The following is a 19169-nucleotide window of genomic DNA, read 5'->3' on the forward strand; positions in this document are numbered from 1 at the left end:
CTCCTCGAAATTGGGTTGTTCAAACTCGGCTCACCCCCGAATGCTTTCCCCTGTGGGAGCGAGCCTGTTCGCGAATGCGGTAGCTCAGCCAACAAAGATGTTGAATCGGATATGGCATTCGCGAGCAGGCTCGCTCCCACTAGTGTTCCGGGCATCTCGATGCTGAGTAACGATTTGTTTCATCTGATAGGCTCGGCAGATTACGCCCTCCGCTCTCCGCACAAAAGGTACAGTTGATGACGAACATGCGCCGCGCCGTTTTTCTGGATCACCCCTCGCTGGACCTCGGCGACCTCGACCTCAGTTCGTTGCGCGAAGCTTTCAGCGATCTGCAGCTGTTCGCCCAGACTTTGCCCGAACAAGTCAGCGAGCGGCTGCAAGGCGCCTGCGTGGCGATCACTAACAAAGTTGTGATCGACGCGGCGGCCATGGCGGCCAACCCGCAACTGAAACTGATCCTGATCAGCGCCACCGGCACCAACAATGTCGATCTGAGCGCCGCCCGCGCCCACGGCATCACCGTGTGCAATTGCCAGGCGTACGGCACACCGTCGGTGGCGCAACACACGATCATGCTGTTGCTCAACCTCGCCACGCGTCTGGCCGATTATCAGAAAGCCGTCGGCGCAGGCCGCTGGCAGCAGGCCAAACAATTCTGCCTGCTCGACTACCCTATCGTTGAGCTGCAAGGCAAAACTCTGGGGTTGCTCGGCCATGGCGAACTCGGCAGTGCCGTGGCGCGGCTGGCCGAAGCTTTCGGCATGCGCGTGTTGCTCGGCCAGATTCCCGGCCGCCCGGCTCGGCCGGATCGCTTGCCGCTGGATGAATTGTTGCCGCAGATCGACGCGCTCACCCTGCACTGCCCGCTCAATGAACACACCCGCCATTTCATCGGCGCCCGCGAACTGGCGTCGATGAAACCCGGCGCATTCGTGGTCAATACTGCTCGGGGCGGCTTGATTGATGAGCAGGCGCTGGCCGACGCATTGCGCAGCGGCCACCTCGGTGGCGCAGCGACCGATGTGTTGAGTGTCGAGCCACCGACTCAAGGCAATCCGCTGCTGGCCGGCGACATCCCGCGCTTGATCGTCACCCCGCATAACGCTTGGGGCAGCCGCGAAGCACGCCAGCGCATCGTCGGTCAATTGACTGAAAACGCCCAGGCGTTCTTCAGCGGTAAGGCGCTGCGGGTCGTCAGTTGATAAACTGCGGCACTTTTTTTTGAGGAGCAGTCATGGATCCGCGCAGTGAAGTACTGCTTCGTCAGGCCGATTTGTTTCAGGGTTCACTGTTGTTGGCCGGTTTGCCTGCCGATGATTTGCTCGGGCGCCTGCCCAACGCGTTCGGCTGGTGCTGGCACGCTGGCGATCAAGCGGCGCTGGACGCACGCTTCGAAGGCCGCAGCCATTTCGGTGTAACCGTGCCGGAGCGCGACTTCGACAGCGCCGTGGTGTTTCTGCCCAAGTCCAAGGATCTGACCGATTACATTCTCAATGCCGTCGCGTCGCGTCTGGCCGGGCGCGACGTGTTTCTGGTCGGTGAAAAACGCAGCGGCATCGAGGGTGCGTCCAAGCAGCTCAATCCGTTCGGCAAGCCGCGCAAGCTCGACAGCGCGCGTCACTGCCAGCTCTGGCAGGTGACCGTAGCCAACGCGCCTGAAGTGAAGTCGCTGGAAAGCCTGGCGCAAACTTATGAACTGCCACTCGCTGAAGGCCCATTGAAGGTAATCAGCCTGCCCGGCGTGTTCAGCCACGGTCGACTGGATCGCGGCAGTGCGCTATTGCTGGAGCATCTGGACAAATTGCCAAGCGGCCATTTGCTCGACTTCGGCTGCGGCGCCGGTGTGCTGGGGGCTGCGGTGAAACGCCGCTATCCGCACAATCAGGTGACGTTGCTGGATGTCGACGCGTTCGCGGCCGCCAGCAGCCGTCTGACCCTCGCCGCCAATGGCCTGGACGCCGAGGTGCTGACCGGCGACGGTATCGACGCCGCGCCTATGGGCTTGAGCGCGATTCTGAGCAATCCGCCGTTCCACGTCGGCGTTCACACCGATTATTTCGCCACCGAGAACTTGCTGCGAAAAGCGGCGAAACACCTGAAAAACGGCGGCGAACTGCGCTTGGTCGCCAATAGCTTTCTGAAATATCAACCGCTGATCGAAGAGCATCTGGGCATCTGCGCAATCAAGGCCGAGGGCAGTGGCTTCCGGATTTATCGGGCCAAGCGCGGTTGAAGTGCTTTGAAAAAAGACACTTGCTCAATCGGATTTGCCTAGGCAGAATCCGCTCCGTCCTAGGGGAGTAGTCTCCCACGAGCGCCAAGCTCGTCCGGCATACGTCAACATACTTGATCCTCAGATCATGGCGTATGCGACCCAAGCGTCCGCAGCAGACGGATCGCAGGGTTTGACAAGACCTATGACACGCACACCTTACCCGGGGCGGGAAGGCTGTACGTGTCATAGCCGTGTCGACCCGCCCCTTAGGAAATCCCTGATGCTGGACTCGTTACTCGTTCCCACCGCTGTCGTTGCCTTGGCCGAAATCGGCGACAAGACGCAACTGCTCGCGCTGATTCTCGCCGCTCGCTTTCGCAAACCCTGGCCGATCATTGCCGGGATTGTCGCCGCGACGCTGGCCAACCACGCAGCAGCCGGTGCGGTAGGTGCCTGGTTCGGCAGTTTCTTCTCAAGCGCGACGCTGCACTGGATCCTTGCCGCGAGCTTCGCCGCCACCGCATTGTGGACGCTGGTGCCGGACAAGATGGACGACGATGAAGCCAGCACGGCGCGCAAGTTCGGGCCGTTCCTGACCACGCTGATTGCGTTCTTCCTGGCTGAAATCGGTGACAAGACGCAGATCGCCACGGTGATGCTGGCCGCGCAATATCCGGAATTGTGGCTGGTGATCATCGGCACCACCGTGGGCATGTTGATTGCCAACGTGCCGGTGGTTCTGGCGGGCAACTTTGCCGCGGACAAATTGCCGCTGACCATGATCCGTCGCCTGGCGGCTTCAGCGTTCATGATTCTGGCGCTCGTCGCGGTATACAAAGCGATGCAGAGCAGCGGCTGGGTTTGAAGCAGCGGCAAGCTGCAAGCTGCAAGCCCAGCAAATCTGCTTTGACTTGAAGCTTCCCGCTTGAAGCTCGCAGCTGCTACTTCACGACTTGGGTGCTTTTTCGTACAGCGGCATGACTTTGGGAATCGCTGCCTTCAACGCCGCTGTGCGACTGTTCGAAGACGGGTGAGTGCTGAGGAATTCCGGCGGCGCACCTTCGCTGGCCTTGCTCATTTTCTCCCACAGGGTGATCGCCGCGTTAGGGTTGTACCCGGCGCGGGCCGCGAGTTCCAAACCGATCAGGTCGGCCTCGTTTTCATTGGTGCGGCTGTTAGGCAAGGTCATCAAAAGATTCACGCCGTTGTTACCCACCTCTACCAGCGCAGGCGGGGCCCCCGCCGCGATAGCCATTTGTTGCGCCATTTGCACACCATACGACTTCGATAACGCCTCACGTCCGTGCTCGCGCAGCGCATGGGCAATTTCATGGCCCATGACCGCGGCCGCCTCGTCGTCGGTCAGCTGCAGCTTATCGAGCAGACCGGTGTAGACAATGATCTTGCCGCCGGGACCACAGTTGGCGTTGAGTTCGTCGCTCTTGATCAGATTGACTTCCCACTGCCACTGCGCGGCATCCGGCCGGAACGTCGGCGCCTGGGCAATCAGCCGGTCAGCGATGGTTTGAATACGCTTGGCATCGGCACTCGTCTTGTCGAGCACATTCTTGCTGCTCGCATCGCCCACGGTCTGTTGATAATCCTGAGCGTAAGCCTGATTGACCTGTTCGCTCGATACCAGGCTGAACATCCGCTGCTGGCGAACCACGCCCACCTCACCGGCGCTGGTGGTGTTCACGGTCTCGCAGCCATTAAGCAACAGCGTTGAGCCCAGCACGCCCGCAACCAGCAATTTGTTCATCGATAACTCCCGAGATCCATGTTCTGCAAGAGAACACTGTAGTAGGAAAAATTCATACTGAACTGACTGCCTTGCCGCACAAAGGTTCTGCACCGTTCTGAATGCGACACAGGCACATCCAAAACGGTCAATTCGTCGCCTGCTGCTCATGCCCGCAGCCCCGCCTGCCGATAGATCCCTTGCAGAAATCCTCTCGCGTGCGGAGCTTCCATGAAATTCAAGTCGATCCAGTTTTCCGTCGCCGCCCTGGCCGGTGCCATCGTCCTCAGTGTGGTAGCCGCGCTGGTGGTGTATGCGCTGTTTGCCGGCGCCCGCACGCAAGAGATGGTCCAGCAGCGCACTCAGGCGCAGTTCGAGCAAGTCATCGAACAACGGCTGACCTCGCTGGCGCAAACCCAGGTCAGTCAGATCCAGCGCGAACTGGAAGCGCCGCTGCTGATCGCCGGCGGTCTGGTGCGGGTCAACGCCCTGCTCGGTACGCCGGGGGCCGATGGTCAGCCGCGCCTGAGCGTCAGCCGCGAGCAACTGATCGGCCTGATCAAAGAAAACGTCGAAAAGAACCCGAAGATTCTCGGCACCTACGTCGCCTGGGAAAAAAACGCTCTGGACCATAATGACGCGGCCTACGTCGGCAGCCCTGTGGTCGGCATCGATCCAGCCAACGGGCGTTTTTTGCCGTGGTGGTTCCGCAATACCGATGGCAGTCTGGGCGTCGACAAACTGGCCGATGTCGAGGATCAGAAGACCCTGTCCACCGGCGTGCGCGCCAGCGAGTATTACCTCTGCTCCAAGGAAAGCAAAAAGCCCTGCGTGATTGATCCGGCGCCGTACAAGGTCGGTGACAAGATCGTCATGCTGGCGTCCTTCATCGAACCGATCATGGTCAATGGCGCCTTCCAGGGCATCGTCGGCGCCGACCTCTCGGTGAACTTCATTCAGGACATGCTTCTGGCCGCCAACCAGAAACTCTACGCGGGTGCCGGGCAAATGGCCCTGATCGGCGGCAACAGCCGAATCGTTGCCTACACTCAGGACCCGAGCAAATTCGGCGAGAAAGTCAGCGACATCCTCGACGCCGAACAGATTGCCAAACTGGCCAATCTCAAGCGCGGCGAAGTGACTTATTCCGTCAACAAGGGCAAGGGCCGCATCGAGCTGTACTTGCCATTCGGCATCGGCCAGACCGACGCACGCTGGACGTTGATGCTGCAATTGCCGCTCAACGCGGTAATGGCCGACTTGCAACAACTGCAAAGCGACCTTGAGGCCCAGCGCAAATCCGACACGTTCGGCATGGCCATGGTCGGCCTGATCATCGCCGGCATCGGCCTGCTGGTGATCTGGCTGGTCGGCCACGGCATCGCCCGACCGCTGAAGCAAATGGTGGCGATGCTCGACGACATCGCCAAGGGCGAAGGCGATCTCACCCGACGCCTGACCAGTGATCGCAGCGACGAATTGGGCTCGATTGCCAAAGGCTTCAATACCTTCCTGAGCAAGCTGCAAGCGATGATCACGCAGGTAGTGACGTCGGTGCAGAGCGTCAGTGATTCTTCGGAGCACACCGCCGACATCGCCATCCGTACCAACATCGGTATCCAGAAACAGATGGCGGAGATCGATCAGGTCGCCACGGCGGTACAGGAAATGACCGCCACCGCCCAAGACGTCGCGCGCAATGCGACCCAGGCCGCGCAGGCCGCCAGCCATGCCGACCAAGCGGCCAGCCAGGGCATGCAGATCGTGCGCGATACCTCGAACTCGATTGGCGTTCTTGCGCTGGAGATCGGCAAAGCGGTGGACGTGGTCCAGACGCTGGCCAAGGACAGCGAAAACATCAACGCGATTCTCACCGCGATTCGCGGAATTGCCGAGCAGACCAACTTACTGGCGTTGAACGCCGCGATCGAAGCGGCCCGTGCTGGCGAGCAGGGTCGCGGGTTTGCCGTGGTGGCGGACGAGGTGCGCAATCTGGCGCAAAAAACCCAGAAAGCCACCGAAGAAATCCAAAGCATGATCCAGCAATTGCAACAGGGCACACGCGATGTGGTGCGCGTTATGGAAGACAGTCAGAACCGCACCGATGAAAGCGTGCAGCACGCAGCGAAAGCGGCTGAGGCGCTGGAGACGATTACCCAGGCTGTGTCGGTGATCAACGACATGAACACGCAGATTGCCAGCGCGGCGGAAGAACAGAGCGCAGTGGCGGACGACATCAACCGCAACGTGATCAACATTGGCCAAGTAGCAAATGAAGTGGCGGGCGGCGCCGATGAGTCGAGCACGGCGAGTGCCGGGTTGACCAAACTGGCCGAGCAGCAGCGGCGGTTGATCAATCAGTTCAAGGTCTGAAAAGCGAAAAGCCCCTCACCCTAGCCCTCTCCCGGAGGGAGAGGGGACTGATTTGGGGATATTTGAGAATGACACCGACTTGAAAGACCTTCACTGAATCCATAATCGAATCGATGCATCAGGTCGCTGAATCGCTCAAGACAACTCGGTCGGCTCCCTCTCCCTCCGGGAGAGGGCTGGGGTGAGGGGCTTTTGATCTGAATGCTTTACCCCGGAGTCAGACACTCGGGGCCATTGAGTTTCGGATCATTGATCAGATTCGCCAGCACCCGCTCACGCAGCGCCGCCGGTTCACTGGCCAGCAACCCCTGCAACACATGCAACGGCGTCTCGGGATCCAGCCACGCCGCCTGTCCCGCCTCATCGAGAATCAACGGCCGGCGCTGACTCGACGCCGGTTGAGTGATCACCGCCGTGCTCAACCAGACCTGTTCCTGCACCGGGTACGCTTCCCAGATCGCTGCGAAAAACAGCGACGAGCCCTCCCCCGGCGTCAGCCAGTACGGGCGCTTGCGCTGGGTGCCGCGCCATTCGTAAAAGCCGTTGGCCGGCAGCAGGCAGCGACGCAACCGCAAGGCTTCACGAAACATCGGCTGTTCGGCCACCGTTTCGGCACGGGCATGTGCCGGGGTGCGCGACAGATCCGTCAGCCATGGCGGCGTCAGGCCCCAGCGCGCGCGCGCCAACATGCGCTGGCCGTCTTCGCCGGCTCGCAGCATCAGCACCGAATCATTGGGGGAAATGTTCCACTGCGCCTGCTGATCGGCGGGAAAACCTGGCAGGGCCGCGAAATCGCGGTTCCAGCGAAACAGGGCATAACGTCCACACATGGGGCAACACGACTCTGAAGTAAAACGAAGCTCAGCCTAACAGACCAGCGTCCCGGGAAAGCTTTCCGGTTCATCGTCCGGCAACGGCAGTGCGGCATTGTACGCAGTGATCAGCTCACGGGCGTATTCAGCCTGATCGTTATCCACCGACAACCCCAGCAAACCGAAAATCGGCAGCTCACCCGCGCCACCGACGAGATCGCGGCCGATCAGATGCGCCTCGATGCCTTCGCTGGCGAGCATGCCCTTGAGCATTTCGCCTTCCATCAGATTTGCCGGCTCGTAGATTCGCTGCATACGCGGCCCTCACTCGTTTTCGCTGAAGACTTCCAGAAACCAGTCCTCTCCGTGGACCTGCAAGACAAACGTGATGGGCCGGCAACACACCTGACAATCTTCGATATAGGTCTGATCGCCACCGGACAGGTCCACTGACGTCTCGACCGTTTCCCCACAATAAGGACATTCGTATTCAGCAGGTTCCAGCATCGCGGTCTCCCTAGTGACTTGTGCGTATAATCGCCGGTCTATTTGCAGGGCTATTTTTGTCTGGCTACTTTTTCAGACCATACCCCGCGGTTTTTCGAACAAACCTTTACTTACCCTAGCCGTTTCCAACAAGAGAGCATGATGGGCGAATTCGATGCCATCCGACCTTACGACGACAGCGAAGTACCTGTGGTACTGGCAAGACTGCTCGGCGACAAGGCGTTTCTAGATATCCTCACCCACTTCCGCTTCCCGCGTTTTGCCGGTGCCTTCGGCTGGATGCTCAAACCTCTTATAGCCCATCGGCTGCGTCGTGAGTTCGCCGACGTGACATCGGTGGCGACTTTGCAGGACAAGGTCGAGTCCTACGTCGATCACACCATCGAACGCGCCACCAACGGCGTGACCTACACCGGGGTCGAGCAATTCAAGTCCGGCAGCGCCTATCTGTTCATCGCCAATCACCGCGACATCGTGATGGACCCGGCCTTCGTCAACTACGCCGTGTACCACGCCGGCCTGCCGACGCCGCGTATTGCGATTGGCGACAACCTGCTGCAAAAGCCGTTTGTCAGCGACCTGATGCGCTTGAACAAGAGCTTTATCGTCCACCGTTCGATCACCGGTCGTCGCGAGAAAATGGCCGCGTATCAATTGTTGTCGGCGTACATCAACCACTCGATCCGCAACGATTGCGCCTCGATCTGGATCGCTCAGGCTGAAGGCCGGGCCAAGGATGGCGATGACCGCACCGAGTCGGCGATCCTCAAGATGTTCCACATGAGTCGCAAGGATGAGCCGTTTGGCGAGGTGATTCGTTCGCTGAACGTGACGCCGGTGTCGATCAGCTACGAATATGACCCGTGCGACCAGGCCAAGGCCCGCGAGTTGTACATCCGCGCCACCACTGGCACCTACGCCAAGGCGCCGGGCGAGGACGACGTGAGCATTGCCAAGGGCATCACCGGCTACAAAGGCCGGGTGCACGTGAACTTTGCCGCGCCGATTACCGAGGTGTTTGAAGACACCAAGCAATTGGCGATCGAAATGGACAAGCAGATTCTCGGTGGCTACCGGCTGTTCCCGGTGCACTACCTGGCATATGCGCAATGGGCCGATGCCGATCCGCAGCTGAATGTGCCAAAGGCTGCCGAGGTGTTTGCGGCGGATGAATTGGCCAAGGCGCAGGATGAATGGCAGAGCCGACTGGATGCCTGCCCCGCTGAGCATCGGCGGTACCTGGTGCTGCAATATGCAACGCCGGTGCGTAATCAGTATCGGGTCAAGGCCGGGTTGCCGTTGTAAATTTTCAGAGCAAGATCAAAAGATCGTCCGATCGCGGCCCGAGCCTGCGGCAGCTCCTACAGTGGAATGTAGGAGCTGCCGAAGGCTCGGGCCGCGATCGGACGATCTTTTGCTTTTAGTAGCGGGTGCTGATCCAGGAAACGATCAAAGCAAGCCCCAGGCAAGCAAAACCAAATCGATAGAAAAACCGGTTCATGCGCAACGTCGCCCAATCGAGCATCGGCTCGGCATTCGGCTGCGCCTGGCGCTGCGCGGCAATACTGGCCTGCGCGCGTTGCTCACGGCGGCGGGTCGCATGCAGCAGCCAACTGCCCGGAAACGCCAACAGCAGCGCCAGCAGGTTGATCAGCTTGGCGGGATGGGCGGTAAACAGCGTCATCAAGTGCAGCGACATCACAGACCTCGAACTAAACCGGTATGGCGGGCGCCAGACCGACGACCGCGGCGCGAATTCTACCGAAACCTCGCCAGCCTGCCCCGGCCTTTGCGATAAATAACCTGACAATCGACCGATGGCTGCTCTGTGTCACGGCATCGTCATGAGCATCCAGCATGATGCGCGCCTCGAAACACACATGGAACGCGACATGCTGCACGCTGAAAACCAGGATCGGCTCTACCTGATCTGCCCTTACGACGAACAGCAAAGCCTGATCGGCAGCCTCGCCTTCAATGTTCAGGATCGACACTGGCTGGTGTATTGCGCGCTGGGCGGGCACCAGCATGCGGATTTGCCCGAGACCGATCTGCTGACGGGTGTGAGCATGCTGGATTTCTACTCGCAAGCCGCCTGACACACCGCAACCCCCTGTAGGAGCTGCCGAAGGCTGCGATCTTTTGATCTTAAAACCAACATCAAAAGATCGCAGCCTTCGGCAGCTCCTACAGGAAATCGACCTGCATGAAAAGCCCGGAACCATCACTGGCCCCGGGCTTTTTTTCATCGACCGAAAAGTTTATTCGGCGAGCACCTGACCCACGGTCGGATCCTTGAACAGACGCGTCAGCGCATCGCTCAATACATCGCTTACCAGTTTGGTGTTGGTTTCCTGGTTCGGCGCCATGCCGAAGCGCTGATCCAGCGAAGCGCCGTACCGGCCGCTGTAACGGCGGTTGGCATTTTGCACGTCGGAGCGGAAAGTCGCGCCGATGGTCGCTTCAGTGACGTACATGCCTTCTTTCGGCGACTGGTATTTCAGCTCGGCCAGGGTCACCGTCAACTGCGGCGCGTTAGGCGCGCTGGTGGTCGGGGTGAAGCCGAGCAAACGCACGGCAGCTTCCGCCTGGGCCTGCAACTTGGGCAGGATCTGCTCACGCTGCACGGTGATGGCGCTGGTTTCCGGGTACAGGCCGCCACGGGTGCCGAGGGTTGGCGACGGACGACCGTCAACCACGCGGACAACAACAGGCTGGCCACGGCCGACCGCTGGCAGCTGGGTGGTCAGCTTCGGCTCCGGATTCAGTTGTTGCGGGCTGTGGGCGCAGCCGGCCAGGGTCAAACCGGCCACAGTGATCAAACCGAACAACAGGCGTTGCAACATGCTCTTCTCTCCAGAATCAGGCACAAACAGGCCGGCAGTATAGCGGTGGGCCACTGCGGGTCACCAGCGCCACACAGTGAATACTCAAATGTCTGACACAGCCGCACATGCGCGGTTCCTGTCACGCCGCCGTCATCTGCCATACATGTTGGCGTCACGGTGCGCAGGCACTCTGCAAATCAGTCCTCCAGCAAGGTATACGGCCATGCGTTATCTGATTTCGTTGTTCGCGCCACGCCCGTTGCACCGCAGCTTTGCCCTGCTCGACCGCAACGGTCACTGCCAGACGTTCAAGCAGTGCAGCCTGCAACCAATGGGTGATGGTTGGGTAGAAATCGAAGAGATTCGCCTCAATTGGTTGCACCAGCCTTTGCCTGCCAACGCCCGCGTCAATGCGCCGCAGCCTCGTGCACGGGCGCAGGCAATGTTGAGCATCTGACCGGATGCCTAAGAAAAGTCATTAAACACGAGCAACTGCGCGCATTTCTTCGCTACAATCTCCCCCCGATTATAAGGACGTCTCCTGATCGGGCCCCGCAACAACGTTTATGCACACGCATCGACATCAAAATCGCCCACAGAGAGCCGCCCACACAGATCGAGTGAAGTTGGCGCGCTTGCCTGTTCTTCCGGCAAAAACCCGCTTTTCGCGAATCTGCAGAGCTGTCATCCGCTCGGCCACCGCGTTGTTTTGCCCTTGCGGGCAGGTGCCAGGCCAAGGCAGCCCTTTTTGAGGTTCACGTCTTCAAAAGAGCGTGAAAAAAACGGGTTTTCACAACTTCACAAGAGTGTGGCGAGCAAATGAATAGTTTTGCGTCTGAACATGCACCATTAGCGTCTGAAACAGCCCAACGACACAGGACCGGATATACCTCGAATATCGGAGCCTGAAGCCTGTCCGCTACGGATTTGGTTGCACGAAAACGGATGACTCGACCATAAGTCGAATTGCCAGGCGCGCGCCGAAATGAGTTCATGGAGCTCTTGAAGCCAGGCCGCACGCATCCGTCGAAGTTGCGAAAAATTGCGAAGATTCGGACATGGCCAACCTGACCACGGATTACCCGGGCCACTGACCTGCCCTGGAACGCCTGGCAGCCATGCCGACAATTTGGTGCTGCAGATTTGGGAGACGCGTTAAATGGCGCATAACGAAGCAGTCGACGTAGTACTCGTTGGGGCCGGCATCATGAGTGCCACCCTCGCCGTACTGCTCAAAGAGCTCGACCCCGCGATCAAGCTGGAAGTCGTCGAGCTGATGGATTCCGGTGCTGCGGAGAGTTCCAATCCGTGGAACAACGCCGGTACCGGTCACGCTGGTCTGTGCGAGCTGAACTACACGCCACAGGCCGCCGATGGCAGCGTCGACATCAAGAAAGCCGTGCACATCAACACCCAGTTCGAGGTGTCGAAGCAGTTCTGGTCGTACCTGACCAAAAAAGGCACGTTCGGCTCGTGCAAATCCTTCATCAGCCCGGTGCCGCACCTGAGTTTCGTTCAGGGCGACAGCGGTGTGTCGTTCCTCAAGGAACGCTTTAACGTGTTGAGCAAGCACCATGCGTTTGCCGACATGGAGTACACCGAAGACAAAGGCAAGATGGCCGAGTGGATGCCGCTGATGATGCCGGGCCGCTCGCCGGACGAAGTCCTTGCTGCCACTCGCGTGATGAACGGCACCGACGTCAACTTCGGTGCCCTGACCAATCAGCTGCTCAAGCACCTGACCAGCGCGCCGGATACCCAGGTCAAATACTGCAAGCGCGTCACTGGCCTGAAACGTAACGGCGCCGGTTGGACCGTCAGCATCAAGGACGTCAACAACGGCAATACCCGCGAAGTCGACGCCAAATTCGTTTTCCTCGGCGCGGGTGGTGCGGCGCTGCCGTTGCTGCAGGCCTCGGGCATCGAAGAAAGCAAAGGCTTCGGCGGCTTCCCGATCAGCGGCCAGTGGCTGCGTTGCGACAATCCGGAAGTGGTCAAACAGCACCAGGCGAAGGTTTATAGCCAGGCCGCTGTGGGTTCGCCACCGATGTCGGTGCCGCACCTTGACACTCGCGTAGTCGACGGCAAGAAATCCCTGCTGTTCGGACCATACGCCGGTTTCACCACCAAGTTCCTCAAGCACGGCTCCTTCATGGATCTGCCGCTGTCGGTTCGCGCCGGCAACATCGGGCCGATGCTGGCGGTGGCGAAAAACAACATGGACCTGACCAAATACCTGGTCAGCGAAGTGATGCAGTCGATGGAACAACGTCTGGATTCCCTGCGTCGTTTTTACCCGCAGGCGAAAGCCGAAGACTGGCGGCTGGAAGTGGCCGGCCAACGGGTGCAGATCATCAAGAAGGACCCGAAGAAGGGTGGCATTCTGCAGTTCGGTACCGAACTGGTTGCAGCGAAAGACGGTTCCCTGGCCGCTCTGCTCGGCGCCTCGCCAGGCGCGTCGGTGACCGTTTCGATCATGCTGGAACTGATCGAGAAGTGCTTCGCGGACAAAGCCAAGGGCGAATGGGCCGGCAAACTGGCAGAAATCTTCCCGGCCCGTGAAAAGGTTCTGGAAACCGATGCTGCGCTGTATCGCAAGATCAACACGCAGAACAACATCGCGCTGGAACTGGTTGAAGAAAACAGCGAGACCCCAAGCTTCGCTTGATCTCGCGGCATAAAAAAAACGCCCCGATCGGGGCGTTTTTTATGGCCTTGAAAAGCAAAAGATCGCAGCCTTCGGCAGCTCCTACATGGTCACCATAAATCCCATGTAGGAGCTGCCGCAGGCTGCGATCTTTTGATCTTAAGAGCGGGACTTTTCGATCAGCTCGATGTAGTCCGGGGCGTTACGCTGATCCTTGATCAGGTCAACGAAAGTCTTGCCCTGCTCGTCCTTGCCATCAACGTCATAACCGGCCGCAACGAAGAAACCCAGAAACCGCTCGAAATCATCGATGCGCAGGCCACGATAGGCCTTGATCAGTTTGTGCAGCGACGGCGAAGTGGCATCGACCGGCTCAAAATCGAGGAACAGCTTGATCTGCTCATCGCCGATCTCGTCACCAATCACTTGTTTCTTATCTTTACGCATTGCCGACTCCAGCTCGCAGACATGACACGGGGCGGGCAGTTTACCCCTGCCCGACCGCCCGGCTCAACGCGGACGAATCGCCCCGGTGTGCAAATCGGCCCAGATGTGGCCGTTGGCGAAGCTGAGAAACTGCACATACACGGTGTCGTTACGCAGCAAATCCATCACCACGCGGTATTGAGCCAGCGGGTAAAACAGCGTCAGGGTTTTGCTTTTGTCATCGTAAAGCGGCTTCTTCAGGCTTTTGCTTTCGCCATCGAAACTCACCAGCACCTGGTTGATGGTCGCGCCTTTATTCAGCGATTTGCCCTTGAGACGGATCAGCAACGACGAGGTAACCGGAATCGGCTGCTGATTGGATTGGCGCTGCGCACCGACCACCACCGAATACTCGCTGACCTGCATCAACTGCTGCTGTTCGGGTTCGGCGTCGCGCAGGGTCAGATCGTCGGGCGGCAGGAATTGACTGTGCATCGGCGCCGCAGACAGCGGTAGGCTGAGAGTCAGCAACAGGGCGGCGAGACTGCAGATCAAGAGGCGCATGACAGGCTCCGAAGGGCGGGGCCGAGCACTCTAGCATGGGATTAAAAGCAAAAGATCGCAGCGTTCCGCAGCTCCTACAGTTGTTCATTAATCCCTGTAGGAGCTGCTGAACGCTGCGATCTTTTGTTCTTGTTTACATGCCCTTGACGGCGTAAATCCCGTTGGCGTTGCGCCAGTAGCCTTTGTAGTCCATGCCGTAACCGAAGATATAGCGGTCAATGCATGGCAGCCCGACGAAATCGGCTTTCAGGTCAGGACGCGCCTTGCGGTCGTGATCCTTGTCGATCAGCACCGCGGTGTGCACTTTGCGTGCGCCGGCGTGTTTGCAGAAATCGATGATCGCGCCGAGGGTGTGACCTTCGTCGAGAATGTCGTCAATGATCAGCACGTCGCGGTCGATGAACGAGACTTCCGGCTTGGCTTTCCAGAACAGGTCGCCGCCGCTGGTTTCGTTGCGATACCGGGTCGCGTGCAGGTAGGACGCTTCCAGCGGGAACTGCAGATGCGTCAACAGCTTGCCGGAAAATATCAGGCCGCCATTCATCACGCAGAACACCACAGGGTTGCTGTCAGCCAGTTGCTCGTTGATTTGTGCACCGACGCGGGCAATAGCAGCCTCGACTTCAGATTCGGTGTACAGGCAGTCAGCCTCTCGCATGATTTGACGGATATGCTCGAGATCAGCGGACATGGCGCTCTCCAGGGGGATATGTGGGGGGGTGTAGCCGCGAAAAGCGGGCAAAGGTACGCATCTCGCTCGGCCGAATCAAGCCTTTATGGACTAACGTTCAGAATGTCCTATAGGACATCACCCTCGGATAGATTAATCTAGGCCGGTTTTTTTGCCCGCCGCCGGAGTTTTTCCATGCCCATCCTCGAGATCCGCCATCCGCTGATCCGTCATAAACTCGGCCTGATGCGCCGCGCCGATATCAGCACCAAGAATTTCCGTGAGCTCGCTCAGGAAGTCGGCGCCCTGTTGACCTATGAAGCCACCAAAGATTTGCCGCTCGAATCCTACGACATTGCCGGCTGGTGCGGCACTGTGTCGGTGGAAAAGATCGCCGGCAAGAAAATCACTGTCGTGCCGATCCTGCGCGCCGGTATCGGCATGCTCGAAGGCGTGCTCAGCCTGATTCCGGGTGCCAAGGTGTCCGCTGTGGGCGTTGCCCGCAACGAAGAAACCCTGCAAGCGCACACTTATCTGGAGAAGCTGGTGCCGGAAATCGACGAGCGCCTGGCGATGATCATCGACCCGATGCTCGCTACCGGCAGCTCCATGGTTGCGACCATCGACCTGCTGAAAAAGGCTGGTTGCCGTGACATCCGCGCGATGGTTCTGGTCGCCGCGCCGGAAGGCATCGCTGCGGTGGAAAAAGCGCACCCGGACGTGACCATCTACACCGCGTCGATCGATGAGCGCTTGAACGAGCACGGTTACATCATCCCTGGGCTTGGCGACGCCGGTGACAAGATCTTCGGCACCAAGCAGAAGGACGCGTGACCATGCAGCAAGAGTTCAACGATCCGCTCTGGCGCACGGTGCTGTCCGGCGCGCAGATGCTGTTCGTGGCTTTCGGCGCGCTGGTGCTGATGCCGCTGATCACCGGCCTTGATCCGAACGTGGCACTGTTTACCGCGGGGCTTGGGACGATCCTGTTCCAGATCGTCACCGGGCGTCAGGTGCCGGTGTTCCTCGCCTCGAGCTTTGCCTTCATAACGCCGATCATTCTCGCCAAAGGCCAATTCGGCCTGGCAGCGACGATGGGCGGGGTGATGGCGGCCGGTTTCGTCTACACCTTCCTTGGCCTTGCCGTGAAGATCAAAGGCACCGGGTTCATCGACCGTTTGCTGCCGCCGGTGGTGATTGGTCCGGTGATCATCTCCATCGGCCTGGCCATGGCGCCGATTGCCGCGAACATGGCGATGGGCAAGGCTGGCGACGGTTCCGAGCTGATCCCCTACCAGACTGCGATGCTGATCTCGATGCCGGCGCTGCTGACCACGCTGATCGTGGCGGTGTTCGGCAAAGGCATCTTCCGTCTGGTGCCGATCATGTCCGGCGTGCTGGTCGGTTTCGCCATGTCGTTCTATTTCGGCGTGGTCGACACCGCGAAAATCGCCGCCGCACCATGGTTTGCCCTGCCGCATTTCACCGCGCCGGAGTTCAACTGGCAGGCGATCCTGTTCATCGTTCCGGTGGCACTGGCCCCGGCCATCGAGCACATTGGCGGCGTCATCGCGGTCGGTAGCGTGACTGGCCGTGACTATCTGAAGAAGCCAGGCCTGCACCGCACCCTGCTCGGTGACGGCATCGCGACGACCGCTGCCGGCCTGTTCGGTGGTCCGCCCAATACCACCTATGCCGAAGTGACCGGCGCGGTGATGCTGACCAAAAACTACAACCCGAAGATCATGACCTGGGCGGCGATTTTCGCCATCACCCTGGCGTTCATCGGCAAGTTCGGCGCGCTGCTGCAGAGCATTCCGGTGCCAGTGATGGGCGGGATCCTGTGTCTGTTGTTCGGTTCGATTGCGGCGGTGGGCATGAATACTCTGATCCGCCACAAGATCGATCTGGGCGAAGCGCGCAATCTTGTGATCGTCTCGGTGACGTTGGTGTTTGGTATTGGCGGTGTGCTCGTCGGCACCGGCACCGGTCCGGACGACTTCGGTCTGAAAGGCATCGCGCTGTGCGCAGTGGTGGCGATTGCGCTGAACCTGATCCTGCCGGGCAATGACGGCTGGGAGCAGAAGAAGGCGGATGAACCGCTGATCTGACCCTTGACTCGATACCTGTGGCGAGGGAGCTTGCTCCCGCTCGGCTGCGCAGCAGTCGCAAACCCGGCAAATGCGATTTTCCTGTGGGACCGCATTAGCAGTTTTTGGGGCAGCTACGCAGCCCAGCGGGAGCAAGCTCCCTTGCCACATATTTTTGTGCTCATTCGTTTTGGCTGTTTCAGAGGGACAGCGGCGCTCGTTCGCAAAGAGTTGCCAACGCCTTCGCCCATTGCGGGTCGTCGTTCAGGCACGGCACCAGCACCAGCTCCTCGCCCCCCGCTTCGCGGAACTGTTCCTTGCCGCGATCGCCGATCTCTTCCAGTGTCTCGATGCAGTCAGCGACGAACGCCGGGCACATCACCAGAATCTTTTTCACGCCGCTTTTCGCCAGTTCATCCAGCCGCGCTTCGGTGTACGGCTCGATCCACTTCGCCCGCCCCAATCGCGACTGAAACGAAACCGACCACTTGCCGTCTGCCAGGCCCATGCTCTTGGCAAACTCGGCGGCGGTACGCAAGCACTGCGCGCGATAACAGGTCGCCAACACGGCCGGCGAAGCGTTCTGGCAGCAATCGGCGTCCTTGAGGCAATGCTTGCCGGTCGGATCAAGTTTGGTCAGATGACGCTCCGGCAAACCGTGAAAGCTCAGCAGCAAATGATCGTAGTCCTGCTGCAAGTGCGGTCGGGCGCTGGCTACCAGCGCCTCGATGTATTCCGGTTGATCGTAGAACGGTTGCAGGATCGACAACTGCACATCGAGTTTTTTCTCGCGCAGGACGCGCCGGGCTTCTTCGATCACCGTGGTCGTGGTGCTGTCGGCGAACTGCGGGTACAGCGGCGCCAGGGTGATTTTCTTGTGCCCGGCCTTCACCAGCCGCAGCAGACAGGTTTCGATCGACGGCTCGCCATAACGCATCGCCAGATCGACCGGGCCGTGTTTCCACGCTTGGGTCATCTGCTGTTGCAGACGACGGCTGAGCACCACCAGAGGCGAGCCCTCCTCCCACCAGATCGACGCGTAGGCATGGGCCGATTGTTCGGGGCGTTTGATCAGGATCAGCGACACCAGCAGACGCCGCAGCGGCCATGGCAGGTCGATCACGTACGGGTCCATCAGGAATTGATTGAGGTAGCTGCGCACATCGGCCACCGAAGTGGAGGCCGGAGAGCCCAGGTTGACCAGAAGCAAGGCGTGATCGGTCATGCAACGTCCTATTTCAGAGGCGGCCGGAGAGATTGTCCAAAGCCGCGCGTAAATCCGTGAACTGGAAAGTGAAACCCGCTTCCAGCAAGCGTGCCGGCAAAGCCTTCTGGCCGCCGAGCAGCAACAAAGACATCTCGCCGAGGCCGACCTTCAGCGCCAGGGTCGGCATCGGCATGAACGCCGGGCGGTGGAGAACGCTGCCCAGCGTCTTGGCAAATTCGCGATTGCGCACAGGGTTCGGCGCGCACGCATTATAAGGACCACTGGCCTGATCACGGTGCAGAAGAAAATCAATCAGGGCGATTTGGTCCTCGATATGAATCCACGGCATCCACTGCCGGCCATTGCCCAACGGCCCGCCCAGCCCAAGCTTGAACGGCAGCAACAGCCGCGACAAAAAGCCGCCATCGGCTGACAACACCAGACCGGTTCGCACCAGCACTACGCGAACGCCCAGCGCCTCGGCCCGTTGCGCGGTCTCTTCCCAAGCAATGCACAATTGGCTGGCGAAATCGTCAATCCCCGGCGGCGACTCTTCAGTCAATTCGCGCTCGCCGCCATCGCCATACCAGCCAGTAGCCGAACCGGAAATCAGCAGCGGCGGTTTCTGCGCACGGCTTTCGAGCCAGGCCAGCAGCGTTTCGGTGAGCGTGATGCGACTGCTCCACAACAACGCTTTACGCCGGTGCGTCCACGGCCGGTCGGCAATCGGCGCGCCCGCCAGGTTGATGATCGCATCCAGCGGTTCTTCCGCCAGATCTTCCAGGCGCGCAATCCCGCGCACGGACGCACCGCAGATCTTCGCGACTTTTTCCGGTTGGCGGCTCCATACCGTCAGGCGATGACCCTGCCCTGACCAGTGACGGCAGAGCTGACGTCCGATCAAACCAGTACCGCCGGTCAGCAATATGTGCATCACATCTTCCTCGCGTGGCGTTTTACCCGGATCACTAGTCTATTTTTATAAGCAGGGATCTTTTCCATCGGGCAGGCTCTATGGTTTAACAATAGGCCAAGCTGTCAGAACGAGAACGCTAGAAGTTATACCAAAAAACAAAATTGTACAGGTTT

At 59.5% G+C, this 19169-nt stretch carries 21 protein-coding genes, 1 pseudogene and 1 riboswitch; of the genes and pseudogenes, 11 read left to right on the plus strand and 11 right to left on the minus strand.

Annotated elements, in window-relative coordinates; all coding sequences use genetic code 11:
• The first annotated feature begins 236 nt into the window (after positions 1–236).
• The 3 genes from EL257_RS22335 to EL257_RS22345 all read left to right on the plus strand — a co-directional run bounded on the left by EL257_RS22335 (position 237) and on the right by EL257_RS22345 (position 3080).
• Positions 237–1202: a 2-hydroxyacid dehydrogenase gene (locus tag EL257_RS22335; RefSeq protein ID WP_126366275.1), complete on the plus strand. Its 966-nt coding sequence runs from the start codon at positions 237–239 to the stop codon at positions 1200–1202.
• 32 nt (positions 1203–1234) lie between these two features.
• Entirely contained in the window at positions 1235–2233 is a 999-nt protein-coding gene (locus EL257_RS22340; protein WP_126366277.1) for a class I SAM-dependent methyltransferase, read from the plus strand.
• 50 nt (positions 2234–2283) lie between these two features.
• A riboswitch (yybP-ykoY riboswitch) is annotated at positions 2284–2406 on the plus strand.
• 89 nt (positions 2407–2495) lie between these two features.
• The gene (locus EL257_RS22345) at positions 2496–3080 is read left to right on the plus strand and encodes a TMEM165/GDT1 family protein (protein WP_126366279.1); all 585 of its coding nucleotides are present in this window, start codon (positions 2496–2498) and stop codon (positions 3078–3080) included.
• Positions 3081–3161: 81 nt separating this feature from the next.
• On the opposite strand, the gene EL257_RS22350 is transcribed toward EL257_RS22345, so the two are convergent.
• Complete coding sequence (locus EL257_RS22350; RefSeq protein ID WP_126366282.1) at positions 3162–3977, minus strand: M48 family metallopeptidase; 816 nt, start codon at positions 3975–3977, stop codon at positions 3162–3164.
• A 1389-nt stretch (positions 3978–5366) separates the two neighbouring features.
• On the opposite strand from EL257_RS22350, the pseudogene EL257_RS28525 reads away from it, so the two are divergent.
• Positions 5367–5426, plus strand: a pseudogene (locus EL257_RS28525) (hypothetical protein); the annotation flags it as partial.
• Between the two features lie 198 nt (positions 5427–5624).
• Positions 5625–6329 (plus strand): methyl-accepting chemotaxis protein, encoded by a 705-nt coding sequence (locus EL257_RS28530; protein WP_419866633.1) that lies wholly within the window; start codon positions 5625–5627, stop codon positions 6327–6329.
• A 206-nt stretch (positions 6330–6535) separates the two neighbouring features.
• Here the strand turns inward: EL257_RS28530 and EL257_RS22360 are convergent, their stop codons facing one another.
• Genes EL257_RS22360 through EL257_RS22370 form a run of 3 tightly spaced genes read right to left on the minus strand, consistent with a single transcriptional unit; the run spans position 6536 to position 7648 of the window.
• A complete protein-coding gene (locus EL257_RS22360; RefSeq protein WP_126366286.1) occupies positions 6536–7159 on the minus strand; it encodes an SOS response-associated peptidase in 624 nt (207 codons plus the stop codon).
• Positions 7160–7195: 36 nt separating this feature from the next.
• Positions 7196–7456, minus strand: a complete 261-nt coding sequence (locus EL257_RS22365) for a putative signal transducing protein (protein WP_126366288.1) — start codon at positions 7454–7456, stop codon at positions 7196–7198.
• 9 nt (positions 7457–7465) lie between these two features.
• Positions 7466–7648 (minus strand): CPXCG motif-containing cysteine-rich protein, encoded by a 183-nt coding sequence (locus EL257_RS22370; RefSeq protein ID WP_122844619.1) that lies wholly within the window; start codon positions 7646–7648, stop codon positions 7466–7468.
• A 141-nt stretch (positions 7649–7789) separates the two neighbouring features.
• Between EL257_RS22370 and EL257_RS22375 the strand changes: the two genes are divergently transcribed.
• Entirely contained in the window at positions 7790–8953 is a 1164-nt protein-coding gene (locus EL257_RS22375) for a 1-acyl-sn-glycerol-3-phosphate acyltransferase (protein ID WP_172604514.1), read from the plus strand.
• A 115-nt stretch (positions 8954–9068) separates the two neighbouring features.
• Here EL257_RS22375 and EL257_RS22380 read toward each other — a convergent pair whose 3' ends face one another.
• Positions 9069–9347, minus strand: coding sequence for a hypothetical protein (locus EL257_RS22380; RefSeq protein WP_126366292.1), 279 nt, complete (start codon positions 9345–9347; stop codon positions 9069–9071).
• 193 nt (positions 9348–9540) lie between these two features.
• On the opposite strand from EL257_RS22380, the gene EL257_RS22385 reads away from it, so the two are divergent.
• Positions 9541–9747 carry a hypothetical protein gene (locus EL257_RS22385; RefSeq protein ID WP_126368233.1) on the plus strand — a complete coding sequence of 69 codons (207 nt, stop codon included), beginning with the start codon at positions 9541–9543 and terminating at the stop codon, positions 9745–9747.
• Between the two features lie 162 nt (positions 9748–9909).
• Here EL257_RS22385 and EL257_RS22390 read toward each other — a convergent pair whose 3' ends face one another.
• A complete protein-coding gene (locus EL257_RS22390; protein ID WP_042609724.1) occupies positions 9910–10494 on the minus strand; it encodes a YajG family lipoprotein in 585 nt (194 codons plus the stop codon).
• A gap of 205 nt (positions 10495–10699) precedes the next feature.
• Between EL257_RS22390 and EL257_RS22395 the strand changes: the two genes are divergently transcribed.
• A complete protein-coding gene (locus tag EL257_RS22395; RefSeq protein ID WP_126366294.1) occupies positions 10700–10933 on the plus strand; it encodes a hypothetical protein in 234 nt (77 codons plus the stop codon).
• 702 nt (positions 10934–11635) lie between these two features.
• Entirely contained in the window at positions 11636–13144 is a 1509-nt protein-coding gene (gene mqo, locus EL257_RS22400) for a malate dehydrogenase (quinone) (RefSeq protein WP_126366296.1), read from the plus strand.
• 138 nt (positions 13145–13282) lie between these two features.
• Here mqo and EL257_RS22405 read toward each other — a convergent pair whose 3' ends face one another.
• The 3 genes from EL257_RS22405 to EL257_RS22415 form a co-directional block, all read right to left on the minus strand.
• Complete coding sequence (locus EL257_RS22405; protein WP_126366299.1) at positions 13283–13570, minus strand: PA4642 family protein; 288 nt, start codon at positions 13568–13570, stop codon at positions 13283–13285.
• A 63-nt stretch (positions 13571–13633) separates the two neighbouring features.
• Positions 13634–14113, minus strand: coding sequence for a hypothetical protein (locus EL257_RS22410; protein WP_126366301.1), 480 nt, complete (start codon positions 14111–14113; stop codon positions 13634–13636).
• Positions 14114–14246: 133 nt separating this feature from the next.
• A complete protein-coding gene (locus EL257_RS22415) occupies positions 14247–14804 on the minus strand; it encodes a hypoxanthine-guanine phosphoribosyltransferase (protein WP_016773231.1) in 558 nt (185 codons plus the stop codon).
• 174 nt (positions 14805–14978) lie between these two features.
• On the opposite strand from EL257_RS22415, the gene upp reads away from it, so the two are divergent.
• Positions 14979–15617 (plus strand): uracil phosphoribosyltransferase, encoded by a 639-nt coding sequence (gene upp / locus EL257_RS22420; RefSeq protein ID WP_090286199.1) that lies wholly within the window; start codon positions 14979–14981, stop codon positions 15615–15617.
• A gap of 2 nt (positions 15618–15619) precedes the next feature.
• The gene (locus EL257_RS22425) at positions 15620–16894 is read left to right on the plus strand and encodes a uracil-xanthine permease family protein (protein ID WP_126366303.1); all 1275 of its coding nucleotides are present in this window, start codon (positions 15620–15622) and stop codon (positions 16892–16894) included.
• 178 nt (positions 16895–17072) lie between these two features.
• On the opposite strand, the gene hemH is transcribed toward EL257_RS22425, so the two are convergent.
• A complete protein-coding gene (gene hemH, locus EL257_RS22430; protein WP_126366305.1) occupies positions 17073–18098 on the minus strand; it encodes a ferrochelatase in 1026 nt (341 codons plus the stop codon).
• Between the two features lie 13 nt (positions 18099–18111).
• Positions 18112–19014 (minus strand): TIGR01777 family oxidoreductase, encoded by a 903-nt coding sequence (locus tag EL257_RS22435; RefSeq protein ID WP_126366307.1) that lies wholly within the window; start codon positions 19012–19014, stop codon positions 18112–18114.
• Between the last annotated feature and the right edge of the window lie 155 nt (positions 19015–19169).

The organism is Pseudomonas fluorescens, from assembly GCF_900636825.1.
GTDB classification, from domain to species: domain Bacteria; phylum Pseudomonadota; class Gammaproteobacteria; order Pseudomonadales; family Pseudomonadaceae; genus Aquipseudomonas; species Aquipseudomonas fluorescens_BG.

Bases quoted from the DNA above. Each gene is read 5' to 3' on its own strand.
- EL257_RS22335 (WP_126366275.1), top strand. From the start codon at position 237: ATGACGAACATGCGCCGCGCCGTTTTTCTGGATCACCCCTCGCTGGAC.
- EL257_RS22340 (WP_126366277.1), top strand. From the start codon at position 1,235: ATGGATCCGCGCAGTGAAGTACTGCTTCGTCAGGCCGATTTGTTTCAG.
- EL257_RS22345 (WP_126366279.1), top strand. From the start codon at position 2,496: ATGCTGGACTCGTTACTCGTTCCCACCGCTGTCGTTGCCTTGGCCGAA.
- EL257_RS22350 (WP_126366282.1), bottom strand. From the start codon at position 3,977: ATGAACAAATTGCTGGTTGCGGGCGTGCTGGGCTCAACGCTGTTGCTT.
- EL257_RS28530 (WP_419866633.1), top strand. From the start codon at position 5,625: ATGACCGCCACCGCCCAAGACGTCGCGCGCAATGCGACCCAGGCCGCG.
- EL257_RS22360 (WP_126366286.1), bottom strand. From the start codon at position 7,159: ATGTGTGGACGTTATGCCCTGTTTCGCTGGAACCGCGATTTCGCGGCC.
- EL257_RS22365 (WP_126366288.1), bottom strand. From the start codon at position 7,456: ATGCAGCGAATCTACGAGCCGGCAAATCTGATGGAAGGCGAAATGCTC.
- EL257_RS22370 (WP_122844619.1), bottom strand. From the start codon at position 7,648: ATGCTGGAACCTGCTGAATACGAATGTCCTTATTGTGGGGAAACGGTC.
- EL257_RS22375 (WP_172604514.1), top strand. From the start codon at position 7,790: ATGGGCGAATTCGATGCCATCCGACCTTACGACGACAGCGAAGTACCT.
- EL257_RS22380 (WP_126366292.1), bottom strand. From the start codon at position 9,347: ATGTCGCTGCACTTGATGACGCTGTTTACCGCCCATCCCGCCAAGCTG.
- EL257_RS22385 (WP_126368233.1), top strand. From the start codon at position 9,541: ATGCTGCACGCTGAAAACCAGGATCGGCTCTACCTGATCTGCCCTTAC.
- EL257_RS22390 (WP_042609724.1), bottom strand. From the start codon at position 10,494: ATGTTGCAACGCCTGTTGTTCGGTTTGATCACTGTGGCCGGTTTGACC.
- EL257_RS22395 (WP_126366294.1), top strand. From the start codon at position 10,700: ATGCGTTATCTGATTTCGTTGTTCGCGCCACGCCCGTTGCACCGCAGC.
- mqo (WP_126366296.1), top strand. From the start codon at position 11,636: ATGGCGCATAACGAAGCAGTCGACGTAGTACTCGTTGGGGCCGGCATC.
- EL257_RS22405 (WP_126366299.1), bottom strand. From the start codon at position 13,570: ATGCGTAAAGATAAGAAACAAGTGATTGGTGACGAGATCGGCGATGAG.
- EL257_RS22410 (WP_126366301.1), bottom strand. From the start codon at position 14,113: ATGCGCCTCTTGATCTGCAGTCTCGCCGCCCTGTTGCTGACTCTCAGC.
- EL257_RS22415 (WP_016773231.1), bottom strand. From the start codon at position 14,804: ATGTCCGCTGATCTCGAGCATATCCGTCAAATCATGCGAGAGGCTGAC.
- upp (WP_090286199.1), top strand. From the start codon at position 14,979: ATGCCCATCCTCGAGATCCGCCATCCGCTGATCCGTCATAAACTCGGC.
- EL257_RS22425 (WP_126366303.1), top strand. From the start codon at position 15,620: ATGCAGCAAGAGTTCAACGATCCGCTCTGGCGCACGGTGCTGTCCGGC.
- hemH (WP_126366305.1), bottom strand. From the start codon at position 18,098: ATGACCGATCACGCCTTGCTTCTGGTCAACCTGGGCTCTCCGGCCTCC.
- EL257_RS22435 (WP_126366307.1), bottom strand. From the start codon at position 19,014: ATGCACATATTGCTGACCGGCGGTACTGGTTTGATCGGACGTCAGCTC.